The organism is Mucilaginibacter sp. (assembly GCF_965225845.1).
Taxonomy (GTDB): Bacteria; Bacteroidota; Bacteroidia; order Sphingobacteriales; family Sphingobacteriaceae; genus Mucilaginibacter.
This window is the reverse complement of the sequence record NZ_CBDDBL010000001.1, coordinates 348525-362367: the sequence shown is the minus strand read 5'-3', so window position 1 is coordinate 362367 and position 13843 is coordinate 348525. Positions and strand designations below refer to the sequence as shown.

Genomic DNA, 13843 nt, shown 5'->3' with positions numbered 1-13843 from the left:
TTTTGGACGCTCAGCACCTCAAACATAAAAACTTCGATTTTGCAACCGGCGAACTGCTGCTGGTTGACAAACCGGTTGGCTGGACAAGCTTTGATGTGGTAGGCAAGCTGCGCAATTCGTTTAAACCGCTAAAACTTAAGGTTGGCCACGCGGGCACACTTGATCCGCTGGCTACAGGCCTGCTGATTATCTGCACCGGTAAAATGACCAAGCAGATAGATACTTTCCAGGCTGAAGAAAAAGAATACACAGGTACGATGATCTTAGGCGCAACCACGCCATCGTACGATATGGAAACCGAGCCGGATACCCAATTCGACATCAGCCATATTACCGAAGGGCAAATAAAAGCAGCCTGCGTGCAATTTACAGGCGATATCCAGCAATACCCGCCCGCGCATTCCGCCATTAAAATTAATGGTGAGCGCTTGTACGAAAAAGCCCGCCGTGGCGAGGATGTTGAATTGCGTTTACGTAACGTAACCATCTCCGAGTTTGAAATTACCCGTATTGAATTACCCGAAATTGATTTCAGGGTGGTATGCAGCAAGGGAACTTATATCCGCTCATTGGTGCATGATTTTGGCAAAGCTTTAAATAATGGTGCCTACCTATCGAAATTGCGCCGCACACGCAGCGGCAATTATAAAGTGAGCGATGCCTGGGAGGTGATGGCGTTAGTTGATATTATCCGTGAACAAAAAATCAGAGCAATCGATACCGAATCGGTGAAATCATAGCAATGAAGATCTATCATAACATTAATGAGTTTAAGGCGATCAATAACGCCGTTGTTACCATCGGTACTTTTGATGGTGTGCACTTAGGTCACCGTAAAATTATTGAGAGACTAAAGGAGCTGGCTGATGAGTGCGGCGGCGAAACGGTCATCCTTACCTTTTTTCCACATCCTCGGATGATCTTGCATCCGGAAGATGAAAGCCTTAAACTGATCAATACCATTAATGAAAAGGCTGCGCTACTGGAAAAATTAGGTATTGACCATTTGATCATCACGCCGTTTTCACGCGATTTCTCAAACCAAACCCCTGAAGCATACATTCGCGATGTACTGGTAAACACCATCGGTACCAAAAAGATTGTGATTGGCTACGACCACCGTTTTGGTAAAGACAGGCAAGGCAGCTTTGACGACCTGCTAAAGCTCTCAGCCATTTATGGCTATGATGTTGTAGAGATCCCCGAGCAGGACCTGAATGACGTTGCAGTAAGCTCAACCCTTATTCGTGAGGCATTACTTAATGGCGCTATCGAATTAGCCAATAACTTTTTAGGCTACCCATTTTTTATTACCGGCAAAGTTGGCCGCGGCGACCAGATCGGGCGCACCATCGGGTATCCAACTGCCAATATCATTATCGAAGAAACGTATAAACTGATCCCGGATGATGGCATCTTCTCAGCCAAAGTCATAGTACGCGGCAAAAGTTATAAAGGCATGGCTTACATCGGCTCACGGCCAACTATTAATGGTATTACCCGAAATATAGAGGTAAATATTTTTGATTTCAAAACTGAGATCTACGGTGAAGAGATCCGCATGGAGTTTTACAACTACGTACGCGGCGATGTAAAATTTGACGGGCTTGAAGGTTTAAAGATCCAGCTGGCTAAGGATAAAGATGATGTGCTTGCCCTGTTGCGCGAGTTATAGCTACTAATGGTGCTTGAAAAATACCAGGTAAATTTGTTTAACGATGTGATATGCCGCAAAGGCAAAAAATAAGATCGCGATACCGGTATTTACAATTTTGTTGCTTAGCGCAAACTTGCTTTTAATATAATCCGCGAATTTAGCATATAAAAATAGAGCTAAAAATGCGCCGCCTGCCGCGCCGATGCTGAAGATCACCAAATTAAGCCGACCGGTATCTATCCACTCATGGGTGATGAGGTAAGTGCCGGTTATCAGCCAGAATGGGATTTGCATCGGGTTTAAAAATCCCAGAAGTATGCCATATTTAATACTGTCGTGCTCGGAGTACTTAGTTTCGGGTGGCTTATTGCGGTTCATCCAGGTGATCGTACCCAAAACGCTGAATAAGACCACCATCACCCAATCGATTATGACATCCAGTTTTACTTGTGCCGAAAGCCACTCGGCGGCATTCATCACAAAATAAGTGAAGAAAAATTCAACGCATGAAAAGGCGATAATAAACTGCAGCGCTTGTTTCAAACCACGGTTTATAGTGATCTGCACTAGGGTCAGGTTAATGTTTCCGGGTGGTATATACCCTACAAAGTTGGCTATCACCCCAATAAAAAACGTTAAAAATATCATTACCGTAAAGATAGCTTAGATATGCAGATGTGCAAATAAGCCGCCATTTAGATGGGGTTAATAAATTATTAAGTTAATGTGGTGTAGTGAAAACACCGACCACAAGCTGAATGGGATAGATAATATTTCAAAGAACAAATTTTATGCTTTCGCAAGCATAGTCACCGGTACATACAAATTTCGGGAAAGCATTTTGAAAAAGTACTGACACTATTTTGTCAGTACCTCCAATTTCCATAGCATTAGCCCATAACACTTTTATTACCTTTGCACCGTACCCATGAATAAACGAATAATATCCTTACTTCCCTCCGCTACCGAAATTGTTTGCGCGCTCGGGCTTGAACAAAACCTGGTTGGCCGATCGCATGAATGTGATTTCCCGGAATCGGTTAAAAACCTGCCGGTTTGTTCCGAAGCCAATTTTTCCTATGGTTTAAGCAGCGCGGATGTTGATGTTAAAGTAAAAGAGATTTTAGCTGATGCCCTATCTGTTTATACTGTAAAGCGCGAGGTAGTTAAGGAACTTGCCCCCGATGTGGTGATCACGCAGGACCAGTGCGATGTTTGCGCCGTATCGTTAAAAGAAGTGGAAGAAGCGCTGGAAAATTACCTGGATAAATCAGCCAGGATCATATCCTTACAGCCAAATAAGCTGGATGATGTTTTTACAGATATTCAAACCGTAGCCGATGCGCTGGATGTATTTCAAACCGGAGCTGCTTTGATTGAAGACCTGCAGGAGCGCGTTGATATCATCCGCCACAAACTAAAATATGTGGAAAGCCGCCCAACGGTTACTTGTATAGAATGGTTAGAGCCGTTAATGGTATCAGGCAACTGGATCCCTGAATTGGTGAGCATTGCAGGTGGCAAAAGCATTTTAGCCGAAGCGGGTAAACACTCGCCTTTTGTGCAGTGGGATGACATCCGCTTAGCCGATCCGGATATTATGGTGGTGATGCCTTGTGGATTCTCCATAGAGCGGACGATGAAGGAAATGAACATTCTGCTGGAGCTACCCGGCTTTGCAGAATTATCCGCCGTAAAGAATAACCGGCTGTATATAACCGATGGCAATCAATATTTTAACCGCCCTGGTCCACGCATTGTTGATTCGGTAGAGATCATTGCGGAAATCATTCATCCCAAACTTTTCAATTTCGGGTACGAAGGTAACGGATGGATTAAATTTTCTTTTTAAAATATTTTAATAAGTATTGTATCTATTCTAAAAATTGTAAATTAGTTTTTTAATAAACTAACCTACAATTCAATGCGCCGCTTACTTACCCTGTTTTTTGCTGTTGTAATAAACCTGCAGGCATTCGCTCAGGCTGATCTTTCAAAATTTGATGCCCACGCTTTAAGTATCACCTGGGACGTAGTGCAGAACAATTACCAGGGCAAAAACCAATCGTTAAGCGCATTGATCATCACCAATAACAGCAAGCAAACTTTGCCTGCATCAGGATGGAAATTATATTTTAACTCGGCCCGGGACATCACGCCGAACACTGTTAGCGGTAATGCCACCTTTAGGCAATTAAACGGCGATTTATTCACCCTAACGCCAACCGCAACTTTTACGGAAATAAAACCCGGCGCATTCGAAAAAATTGAATTCGCCGCAGACCCGGTAGTCAATTTTACTGATTCGCCTGATGGCTTTTACCTGGTTTGGGATGCGCAGCCCGAAAAAGGTTATGCTTTACAGGACATCAGGATTAACCCATTCTCGCCATCATACAAAGGCTTGGTTACTCCGGCTATTATCTATGATCAGAATAAAACTATTGCCGATATACCCGAAGCCCAACTTACTAAAGTGTTCCCAACGCCGATTAGTTATAAAGAAACAGGAGGTTATTTCATTCTTAATGATAAAGTAAATATCAAATATAATGTCGTGTTTAATAAGGAGTATAATTATTTTGATGAAACACTTGAAAAATTTTGTGGTAAACTAAAAAGAGATTTTCCGTATTCAAAAGATGGAAAAAATATTATTTTCCATCAAATTGACAGTTTAGGCAAAGAGGCATATTTATTAAATATTACGACTGACAGCATCAGCATCAGCGCTTCAACTTCGGCAGGCATATTTTATGGTATTCAATCCTTAAAAACCTTGATCCCGGCATCAGCATACGCCCATCCGCAAAAAACAATACAAATACCTTGCGTTGAGGTAAAGGATGAGCCACGTTTTCCGTACCGCGCTTTTGTGCTGGATGTTGCCCGTAATTTTCAAACTAAACAACAGGTATTGAAATTTTTAGATGCGATGGCGCTTTATAAGCTAAACACATTGCATTTCCACTTAACTGATGACGAAGGCTGGCGCATCGAATTACCATCACTTCCAGAACTAACCGAAGTAAGCTCGCAACGCGGCCATACCCTGGATAATAAGCACTTTTTACAGCCATCGCATGGCTCTGGTGCTGATACCGGCAAACTGGCAGGCAGCGGATATTACACCCGTGCCGATTATATCGAAATTTTAAAATATGCCACAGCCCGCCACATTGTGGTGATGCCGGAGATTGAAACCCCGGGCCACGCGCGATCAGCCGTAAAAGCGATGGATGCGCGCTATAACCGCCTGATGGCTGAAGGTAAGCCTGCCGAAGCTGCAAAATACTTGCTGCGCGATTTGAATGATAAGTCGGTTTACAGCTCTGTACAATCATGGACGGATAATGTGATCGACGTATCGCTGCCATCAACCTATACTTTTTTTGAAACGGTGATCAGCGATATCCAGGGAATTTACAAAGAAGCAGGTGCGCCACTAATTACCATCCATTTTGGTGGCGACGAAGTACCCCCGCATGTTTGGGAGCAGTCGCCGGCTTACTTTGCCTTAAAAGCTACCCATCCCGAAATAAAAAACACCGGCGACCTTTGGTATTACTTCTACGGCAACATCAACCAGCTACTTAAAAACCACGGCTTATTGCTTGCAGGCTGGGAAGAAATGGGGCTGCGCAAAACCTTAACTGACGGTAAGCCTGATTATGTGCCAAATCCTGATTTTACACCGTTCCACTTGCAAACAGAAGTTTGGAATAACTCCATTGGCAGCGGTCAGGAAGATCTGGCATTTAAACTGGCAAATGCGGGCTACCGGGTGGTACTATCATCGGTTACCAACCTGTATTTTGATATGGCGCATTACAAATCATTTGATGAGCCGGGTTATTACTGGGGCGCTTTTGTAGATATTGATAAACCGTTCTCTTTTATTCCTTACGATTACTTTAAAAATACCAAAGTTGATGGTAACGGATTGCCGATAAGCAAGAGCATTTTCATTGGCAAGCAACGTTTAACGGATTATGGCAAAACCAATATAGCGGGGTTACAAGGTTGTTTATGGGGCGAGAATATTAAGACTCCTGAGCGTATGGAGTATATGATCTTCCCGTCGATTTTAGGCCTGGCAGAACGTGCATGGGCACAAAACCCAACATGGGCAACCGAGCCTGATACCACCAAAAGTGAAGCTATGTACCAGCAAGCCTGGTCGGCTTTCCTGAATGTGGTGGGTAAAAGAGAGCTGCCGCGTTTAACTTATTTAAATGGTGGCTATGCTTACCGCATCCCGAAACCGGGCGTTGTGTTGCAAAACGGCAAATATTTGGTTAATGAGCAAATCCCCGGATTTGTGATCCGCTACACCACTAACGGCAAGGATCCGGATGAGAAAAGTAAAGTTTATACGGATAATGTAACATTACCGTTAAGCGGCGTTAAGTTTAGAGCATTTGATACTAAAGGCCGCGGCAGCAACGTTTCAGAAACAGTTTTAGCCAACTAAAACTATAAAGCACTAAGCACAGCTTTGTCGTGAGCTGTGCTTAGTGCTTGTCTAAAAAACGCATTACATATGTCAATTACCTCGTTATGCTGTCCGGCAATTTGACGGATCAGCATCTCTAACGACAGATTATCATCATACTTTACGCTTAGCATGTGAGATGCCGAAATAAATTCGGCATGACGATTATCTTAATTAAGAACTTTTCTGGGTTTAGTCTTCTTGTTATTCGTAGACTGTAGTCATAGTCGTCTGAAGTTTAAAACTTCGGACATCGCGTTTCTGGAGCAAAGCTCAGGCTTTGTTTGTTTCTTTCTTTAAACGGATAACGTCGAGTAAAGGAAAATGTGCGATTAAGGAACACTAAGCTTTTTTGAATTTAATCGTTTATTTTTGCAGTGGATAATTATCAGGTAAAATTTTAATGTCGGATATAAAAATCAATATGGTGGTAGACGCAGCAAACGATGAGAAATTCATATCCGTCATGTTTAACTTAAGCAATGCGATAAAAAGTGAGGCCGAACTTTGCGGCAAGATTTGCGGCGGTCTAAATGAAAAAGAATTATTTATTATCGCTTTTGTTGGGGAAAACAAAAGTGTTAAAATGAGTGCTATAGCTGATTATATACAAGCGCCCTTGAGTACATTGACGACCATTGTTGATAAGCTTGTCGCCAATAAATTTCTTTTACGATACAATTCTAACGATGACCGGCGTGTTGTAAAAGTTGAACTTGACCGAAAAGGGAAGGCATCTTATAAAGAGTTCAAAAATCGCAGAGAAATTATGGCAAAAAAAGTATTAGGCTCACTTAACCAAGCAGACCAACATAGCCTGATTAATACACTTGCCCAGCTCGTAGCTTTAATGCAGCGATAAATATTTTTTTTGTTTATTTATTTCGATATTCGTACTATTGCATTATCGAAATAAATTTAACATATATAAAATGAACGAAATTATATTGATTACCGGAGCAAACGCCGGCTTAGGAAAAGAGGCCGCTCGACAGTTAGCATTAAAAAAAGAAACAAAAAAGGTGATTCTTTTTTGTAGAAACCAAGTAAAGGCCGAGACTGCAAAAAAAGACCTTGAGAAGCAAACGGGAAAAAAGATTTTTGAAATTATTATTGGGGACGTTGCTGACGCAAATTCAGTTAGAAAAGCAGTAGAAAAAATAAATGAACCCATAGATGCAATAATTTTAAATGCAGGTGGAGTAATAGGGAAAACGGCTGAAAAAATTACGCCTTCAGGTATGAATTTGTTAGCTGCTACGAATATTTTAGGTAATGTGATATTGGTGGAAGAATTACTAAAACGCGATTTATTAAAAAAAGTAGTACTGTCAGTAAGTGCGGAAGCGGTACCGGGCGTAAAGACTCTTGGAATGAAGCCCGTTGCCATGAAAACTTCTTCTGTAGAGGAATTTGCTGCTGTCCTTGACGGATCATATTTTGGCCATAAGTTCGAAGCAATTCAAGCATATGGATATGTAAAATATGCGGTAGCAATGTGGACCTTATCAATGGCAAGAAAACACCCAAATATCAAATTCATCGTTATGAGCCCGGGTAACACGGGTGGAACTAATGCACCTGATAGTTTGCCACCGGCAATGAAATTTATGCTGAAGTATTTGATGATGCCTATTGTGTTTCCATTGATGGGAGAAATGGTGCATACTTTAGCAGTAGGTGCAAAACGCTTTGTAGATGGAATTTCGGACGAGCGATTTAAAAGTGGGATTTTTTACGCAAGTGCAGCAGGAAAATTATCAGGAAACGTAGTTGACCAAAGCACTTTTTACACCAGTCTAAAAAACACTTCATTTCAGGATAACGCCAATGAAGCAATTCACCGATTCATAAAATAAGTTTTAAAAACACATCTCATCAGCTTTATTTTAGTTTTAATCTTTGGTACCTGGCTCGAGCCCAAGTGGGCGTACAAGAAAATAGAAGTAGAATATATTTCCTTTTCTGAGTAAAACTCCGCTTTCTGAAAGAATAAGTGGGTTTGGGGTTTACACAATTGGATGCGCTTGGCGTTGTTTTTTAAGGTTTATCCTTTTGTAGATAAACCTAACATCGCTATCAGTAAAAAATCAAAAGAGGTTCTCATAAATGTTTTATATCGTAACCTTCATCCCCACATAATAATTTCGCAAAGCAGCAGCATTATAATACCGTCCGCCTACTGCGTTCAAGTCATCACCGAGGCTGTATTTTTCATTCAGGATATTATCAACCCCGCCGTAGATTTCAAAATTCGATTTACGCGATAAGGCGTGTTTCCAGCCAACTTTAGCAGCTAATAAATTATACGCAGGGGCATAGGCGGTATTCGCATCATTCAGCGGGATGCGGGCGGTATAGTTATGCTCTACATAAAAAAACACCTGCTGCGGAAATTTAACCTGCACACTGCTTACATAAACCTGCTCCGGTACGCCGGTAAGCTGGTTATGGTTGGTACGGAAAGTAAACTTATCAATGGTAGCAGACTCATTAACCTGCACGCCGCGAATAAAGGAACTGGTGTTTTGGCGGATGATCCAATCGGTAAAATATAATTCAAAACCGGGCTGGTTGGTACCGCCGGAGTTGGTGTAGTATTGCTCGCCATTGGCATCGGTATTACTCACGATGGCATTGTTCAACCTGTAGTAAAATACCGAGGCATCCAGATACATGGTTTCATCGATATTGCGCAGGCGGAAACCGGTTTCGTAGTTCCAGCCATCTTCGGGCTCTAAGCCAGTGTTAATCGTATGGTCAGTTGGCCGGATTTCGGCAGTTGTTGGCGTAGAATAACCGCGGCTAACCGATGCCCGCCATGCAAAATCATTGGTAAATTGATACGACAAAGCTATCCTCGGCATTAATTCCGGCGTGAATGGTCGGTTAGTAAATGCTGTTTCATCATTCGGGAATAAGTTTTTGAACTTGTAATCATAGAAATTCAAGCTGAGGGCAGTTTCAATGTGCAGCTTTTGGTTGATGTTAGCCAGGTAACGTGCGAACACAAAATGCTGGTTTGTATTTATCCGGTCGAATGTTTGGGCAGTATCCCTTACGCCACCATTATTGCCGTAGTTATTAATGTCCGAATTGGTTTGCTGCCATTCGATGCCCGCATCGGCTTTCCAGTTATAATTTGTATGTTTCTCTCCACTATATTCAAAATAAGTACGAAAGCCATAGGTGCCCTCATAACGTTGCTCGTAATCAGTTAAGAAAGGGTTGGCAAAATTTACATAAGTGCCATAAACAGAAAGCACGTTGCGCAAATTATCGCTGATCTGCACTTCATTAACCAAGCCACCAAAAAGCATTTTCTGGATGATACCGCTATGCTGTTCCACCGCTCCGGGAACTGTTGCCGTTGGCGGTCGGGCTGATGATGGATCAGCTTCGTACTGGCTTAACGTTAAGCCACCGGGTGTTTCATAATTCAGGTCGGAGTAGAAACCTAATATCTTCAGGTCATCATGTTTGGCGTAGGTCCACTTATCATTCAGCTGGAAATAATTGCGGTACATGCTGCTTTGCTGCCGGTATCCTCCATCGGTTTCATAAGCTTGCGCGATATTAAGCTGGTTATTAGCCTGGTGATCCTGTAACGCCACCGTTTCGTGAAAAAGCGAGTAGGAGCCACCGTCGATAGTCGCGGAAACATGCGTGCTGTCGGCATAATTGGCTATCGGGCTTATTAGCACCACCCCACCGGAATTGGCGCCGAACAAGCTGCCATCCGGACCTTTAAGTACTTCAATATGCTGGATGGTATTTACGTCGATGGCATTCAGGTAGGTATTGCCACCCGCATCGGTAAGCGGGATGTCGTCATAATAGATTTTTACATCCCTTATCCCAAATGGCGAGCGCAAAAGGCTGCCACGAATAGACAAGCGGTAGCTACCCGGCGAGCGTTCCTCCATCCGCACACCCGGAATGGTGTTTAATGCCGATACCAACGAATTATCAGGCTGCAAGGCAAGTTGTGCCGAGCCCAGAACATTAACCGACGCCGGCACATTCAATATCGGCTGATCTGAAAGATAACCCCGGATCACAACGGGATTTAATCGGCGAATAGTGTCTGAAACGGTATCTTTTTTAGCCAGAATCGTACTTTGTTGGGCGAAAACGGGCTCAAAAAGGGCTAAAAAAACACTAAAAGCAAGGTAAAATTTCTTCATTTAAGCCGGATATTGCCCTAAATTAACCCTTTTTTGCCCGATAATTGGTATTAATTCGCCAAATATTACAAGGATTTTACGCGCCAAATTCTGTTGCCGGAATCATCAGCAACCAAAATTGATCCGTCATTGGCAACGGCAATACTAACCGGGCGGCCGTGTACTTCCCGCTTGTTGATATCTGAGATAAATCCTGTTAAAAAATCTTCCATCTTATTGCCCGGTTTTCCATTTACAAATGGGATAAAGGTTACCTTATAACCCACCAGTTTCGAGCTGTTCCATGAGCCATGCTGACCAATGAACGCGCCACCCCAATAACGTTGCGGGAATGTTTTACCGTTGTAAAATATTAAGCCCAAAGAGGCGGTATGGCTGCCCAATGCAAAATCAGGAACAATAGATCTTTTAACAAGGTCAGGCCTTTGCCCGCGATGCTTGGGATCCTCATGCTGGCCGAAGTAGGCATAGGGCCATCCATAAAACCCGCCTTGCTGTACGCTGGTAAAATAATCCGGTACCAATTCGTCTCCGAAGGTATCGCGTTCGTTAACAGCTGCATACAACATATGTGTATCCGGTTGAAAATCGATACCCGCCGGATTACGTAGCCCGGTTGCATAAATCTTTTCGCCGGCGCCATCGGGATTGATCTCTAAAATATCTGCACGCCGAACTTCATTCTCTAAGCCATGCTCGGCATCGTTGGTACCTGATCCAACCGAAACAAAGATCTTCGTGCTGTCCGGGCTAAGGCGTAAGTTTCTCGTCCAGTGATTATTATACCCGCCTGCAGGCAGGTTTAATATTTTTTGTCCTTTAGCTGTTATTTGCACCTGCCCGGTTTTGTAAGGGTACCGCCAAACACCATCGGTATTGGCAACATAAAACCAGTTCCCCAAAATCAGCATACCGAAAGGTTGGTTCAACCCGCTTAAAAATACAGTTTTACTATCCGGAATGCCGTCGCCGTTGGTATCGCGGAATAGTATAATATTGTTAGCGCTCTTATCCAGATCTTCCGACTTTGTAGCGCCGATAATAGCGGCACCTATTTTTTTCAATCCTGTAATCTCTGTATTTGCTTCAGATACGAAAACATCGCCGTTGAGGGCAACATAAATATTGCGGGGATTGTCCAATCCGCCTGCGAATAAATTTACTTTAAAGCCTGCCGGCGCTTTTGGCAGCTCACCCGGGGCCCAGCCTATCACCTTGCAATAAGTAGTAACCGATTTTGTGGCATATGGCGGCGGCAGGTTAACAACCTGCTTGCTGGAATCCGTAATTATAGCGGCATCATTCCAGTTTACATGCTTTTCATCACAGGCGGAAAGCGACAGTATAGCAAAGATTATACACGCAGGCAATACTTTACCGGTAAAATGTTTATAGGTCAGCATGTTAAAATAACTCAATGGTAATTAATTTGTTTTTGAGTTAAATTAGTATTTGCGAAATAAACACGTTATTATCAACTAAATATATCAAGCATCAGGTAAATATTTTACTTTTGGATACCAATTATTTTAACACGCTACTAATTTGATCCGATCCTTTACTATCATTATATTTTCATCGGTATTTATAATAATAAATGCATACCGGTGTAATGCGCAATCACAGGTGTGTAATGGTAGTTTAGGCGATCCGGTAATTAACCAGGATTTCGGTTCAGGTCAAAATCCCGGGCCACCTTTGGCGGCGGGGATTACCAATATGCAATACACATCAAATAATTGCCCCGACGATGGTCAGTACACCATTTCAAACAGCCTTACAGGTACCGGGAATTGCCACCAAGATACCTGGCATAACGTAACATCTGACCATACCGGTAACCCAAATGGCTATATGATGATTGTTAATGCATCATTAGCTCCCAGTATTTTTTTTACACAAACCGCACCGACATTGTGCCCGGGGACTAAATATCAATTCTCGGCATATATACTTAACCTGATCACACTGGCAGCAAGCGGGCCAAATGTAAGTGAGCCCAATATTACTTTTTCTGTTGAGACCACTGACGGGCAGGTTTTAGCCACCAATACGACAGGAACTATTCCCCCGACCGCCAACCCAACCTGGGTACAAAAAACATTGTTTTTTACCACACCCAACAATGCAACAACCGTAGTGGTTAAAATGACCAACAATGCCCCGGGTGGCAATGGGAACGACCTTATTTTGGATGATATAACTTTTAGGGCATGCGGGCCGGTTATCGAAAGCGGTTTTGGCTCGGGCATGGGGTCTGCAACCGAAGCTTTGTGCCAGGGGCAAAGTGCCAGTTATACCTTAAAAGCAGTGGTTGACACAACAAATAGTTCGGCATTAATGTACCAATGGCAATCCTACAATGCCAATACAGGTTGGGTTGATACAGCCGGACAAACAGCCGATACATTAAATGTTGCATTTGTAAATGCCATACCCGGAACTTACCAATACAGGCTGGGCGTAGCTAACGGTACCAGCACACTGGCAAGCTGCCGCGTATATTCGCAGGCTTTAGTTATTAATGTATCGCCTAATCCGGTCATAACGGGTGTAAATGCAACTATGCAGCAGTGTGTTGGTGATACCGTAATACTAAGCGCATCCGGCGGAACAAGTTACCAATGGTCGGGCCCAAATTTACCTGTTACAACCAGTAATCCCGTGGTTATAAATGGCATTAGCCAGGCAGGTGCAGGTACTTATACAGTGGTTGCCTATAACCAGTACGATTGCTCCTCTACAACATCTGCACAAATAACAGTCAATCCCGTACCTGTAGCAACGGCGTCCGGCAGCACAACTATTTGCGCGGGCGAAAGTACCCGTTTAATGGCAACTGGCGGCACCGCCTATTTATGGTCGCCGGGAGAAACCTTGTCAGATTCTACCATAGCTAACCCGGTTGCAACGCCTGCGGATACTACTGTTTACCGGGTTAAGGTAAGCAACGCGAGCGGCTGTTTTACTATGCAAAACGTAACCGTTAACATACTCAGAAAGGCAATTGCAAACGCAGGTAGTAACAAAGTGATATTCGAAGGGCAGTCGGTAAGGCTTAGTGCCAGCGAAAAATATGGGAATTTATTTTACTGGACACCAACTACAGGACTAAACGATCCGACGTTGCTAAACCCAATTGCCAGTCCGGACAATGATATTACTTATACCCTGCATGTAACATCCACAACTAATTGTGGTATAGATAGCAGCAGTGTTTTTATAAAAGTTTATAAAAAAATCACTATACCTAATACCTTTTCGCCCAATGGCGATGGCATTAACGATTACTGGGAAATAGACGCGCTGATCACTTACCCGCAAAGCATATTACAGGTTTTTGACCGTTATGGGCAGCAGGTTTTCCGTAGCGAAGGATATAGTACACCTTGGGATGGCCGCTATAATGGGCAGCCGGTTCCAGCGGGAACTTATTACTATGTACTCGACCTGAAAAACAATACCCCTAAAGTATCAGGTTGGGTGTTGGTAGTTAGATAACCT

At 43.1% G+C, this 13843-nt stretch carries 11 protein-coding genes; 7 read left to right on the top strand and 4 right to left on the bottom strand.

The genetic code is table 11. From position 1 onward, the window contains the following. Positions 1-2 precede the first annotated feature (2 nt). Together truB and ACYZ0U_RS01665 are read left to right on the top strand one after the other, a co-directional pair. On the top strand, positions 3-740 hold the full coding sequence (truB, locus tag ACYZ0U_RS01670; RefSeq protein ID WP_461449150.1) for a tRNA pseudouridine(55) synthase TruB: 738 nt from the start codon (positions 3-5) through the stop codon (positions 738-740). Positions 741-742: 2 nt separating this feature from the next. Continuing rightward, positions 743-1675, top strand: a complete 933-nt coding sequence (locus ACYZ0U_RS01665) for a bifunctional riboflavin kinase/FAD synthetase (protein ID WP_461449148.1) — start codon at positions 743-745, stop codon at positions 1673-1675. A 3-nt stretch (positions 1676-1678) separates the two neighbouring features. Here the strand turns inward: ACYZ0U_RS01665 and ACYZ0U_RS01660 are convergent, their stop codons facing one another. Next, positions 1679-2305: a LysE family translocator gene (locus tag ACYZ0U_RS01660; RefSeq protein WP_461449146.1), complete on the bottom strand. Its 627-nt coding sequence runs from the start codon at positions 2303-2305 to the stop codon at positions 1679-1681. Positions 2306-2585: 280 nt separating this feature from the next. Here ACYZ0U_RS01660 and ACYZ0U_RS01655 point away from each other — a divergent pair, with 280 nt between their 5' ends. Next, positions 2586-3509: a cobalamin-binding protein gene (locus ACYZ0U_RS01655; protein ID WP_461449144.1), complete on the top strand. Its 924-nt coding sequence runs from the start codon at positions 2586-2588 to the stop codon at positions 3507-3509. Positions 3510-3581: 72 nt separating this feature from the next. Further along, a complete protein-coding gene (locus ACYZ0U_RS01650; protein WP_461449142.1) occupies positions 3582-6131 on the top strand; it encodes a family 20 glycosylhydrolase in 2550 nt (849 codons plus the stop codon). A gap of 2 nt (positions 6132-6133) precedes the next feature. Here the strand turns inward: ACYZ0U_RS01650 and ACYZ0U_RS01645 are convergent, their stop codons facing one another. Next, a complete protein-coding gene (locus ACYZ0U_RS01645) occupies positions 6134-6286 on the bottom strand; it encodes a hypothetical protein (protein ID WP_461449140.1) in 153 nt (50 codons plus the stop codon). Positions 6287-6555: 269 nt separating this feature from the next. On the opposite strand from ACYZ0U_RS01645, the gene ACYZ0U_RS01640 reads away from it, so the two are divergent. Together ACYZ0U_RS01640 and ACYZ0U_RS01635 are read left to right on the top strand one after the other, a co-directional pair. Beyond that, positions 6556-7014 (top strand): MarR family winged helix-turn-helix transcriptional regulator, encoded by a 459-nt coding sequence (locus ACYZ0U_RS01640; RefSeq protein ID WP_461449138.1) that lies wholly within the window; start codon positions 6556-6558, stop codon positions 7012-7014. A gap of 70 nt (positions 7015-7084) precedes the next feature. Beyond that, positions 7085-8011, top strand: a complete 927-nt coding sequence (locus ACYZ0U_RS01635) for an SDR family NAD(P)-dependent oxidoreductase (protein ID WP_461449136.1) — start codon at positions 7085-7087, stop codon at positions 8009-8011. A 255-nt stretch (positions 8012-8266) separates the two neighbouring features. Here the strand turns inward: ACYZ0U_RS01635 and ACYZ0U_RS01630 are convergent, their stop codons facing one another. Next, positions 8267-10339: a TonB-dependent receptor gene (locus tag ACYZ0U_RS01630; protein ID WP_461449134.1), complete on the bottom strand. Its 2073-nt coding sequence runs from the start codon at positions 10337-10339 to the stop codon at positions 8267-8269. A 65-nt stretch (positions 10340-10404) separates the two neighbouring features. Next, positions 10405-11742: a PQQ-dependent sugar dehydrogenase gene (locus ACYZ0U_RS01625; protein ID WP_461449132.1), complete on the bottom strand. Its 1338-nt coding sequence runs from the start codon at positions 11740-11742 to the stop codon at positions 10405-10407. A gap of 142 nt (positions 11743-11884) precedes the next feature. Here ACYZ0U_RS01625 and ACYZ0U_RS01620 point away from each other — a divergent pair, with 142 nt between their 5' ends. Continuing rightward, the gene (locus ACYZ0U_RS01620) at positions 11885-13840 is read left to right on the top strand and encodes a gliding motility-associated C-terminal domain-containing protein (protein ID WP_461449130.1); all 1956 of its coding nucleotides are present in this window, start codon (positions 11885-11887) and stop codon (positions 13838-13840) included. Positions 13841-13843 lie beyond the last annotated feature (3 nt).

Bases quoted from the DNA above. Each gene is read 5' to 3' on its own strand.
- ACYZ0U_RS01665 (WP_461449148.1), top strand. From the start codon at position 743: ATGAAGATCTATCATAACATTAATGAGTTTAAGGCGATCAATAACGCC.
- ACYZ0U_RS01660 (WP_461449146.1), bottom strand. From the start codon at position 2,305: ATGATATTTTTAACGTTTTTTATTGGGGTGATAGCCAACTTTGTAGGG.
- ACYZ0U_RS01655 (WP_461449144.1), top strand. From the start codon at position 2,586: ATGAATAAACGAATAATATCCTTACTTCCCTCCGCTACCGAAATTGTT.
- ACYZ0U_RS01650 (WP_461449142.1), top strand. From the start codon at position 3,582: ATGCGCCGCTTACTTACCCTGTTTTTTGCTGTTGTAATAAACCTGCAG.
- ACYZ0U_RS01645 (WP_461449140.1), bottom strand. From the start codon at position 6,286: ATGCTAAGCGTAAAGTATGATGATAATCTGTCGTTAGAGATGCTGATC.
- ACYZ0U_RS01640 (WP_461449138.1), top strand. From the start codon at position 6,556: ATGTCGGATATAAAAATCAATATGGTGGTAGACGCAGCAAACGATGAG.
- ACYZ0U_RS01635 (WP_461449136.1), top strand. From the start codon at position 7,085: ATGAACGAAATTATATTGATTACCGGAGCAAACGCCGGCTTAGGAAAA.
- ACYZ0U_RS01630 (WP_461449134.1), bottom strand. From the start codon at position 10,339: ATGAAGAAATTTTACCTTGCTTTTAGTGTTTTTTTAGCCCTTTTTGAG.
- ACYZ0U_RS01625 (WP_461449132.1), bottom strand. From the start codon at position 11,742: ATGCTGACCTATAAACATTTTACCGGTAAAGTATTGCCTGCGTGTATA.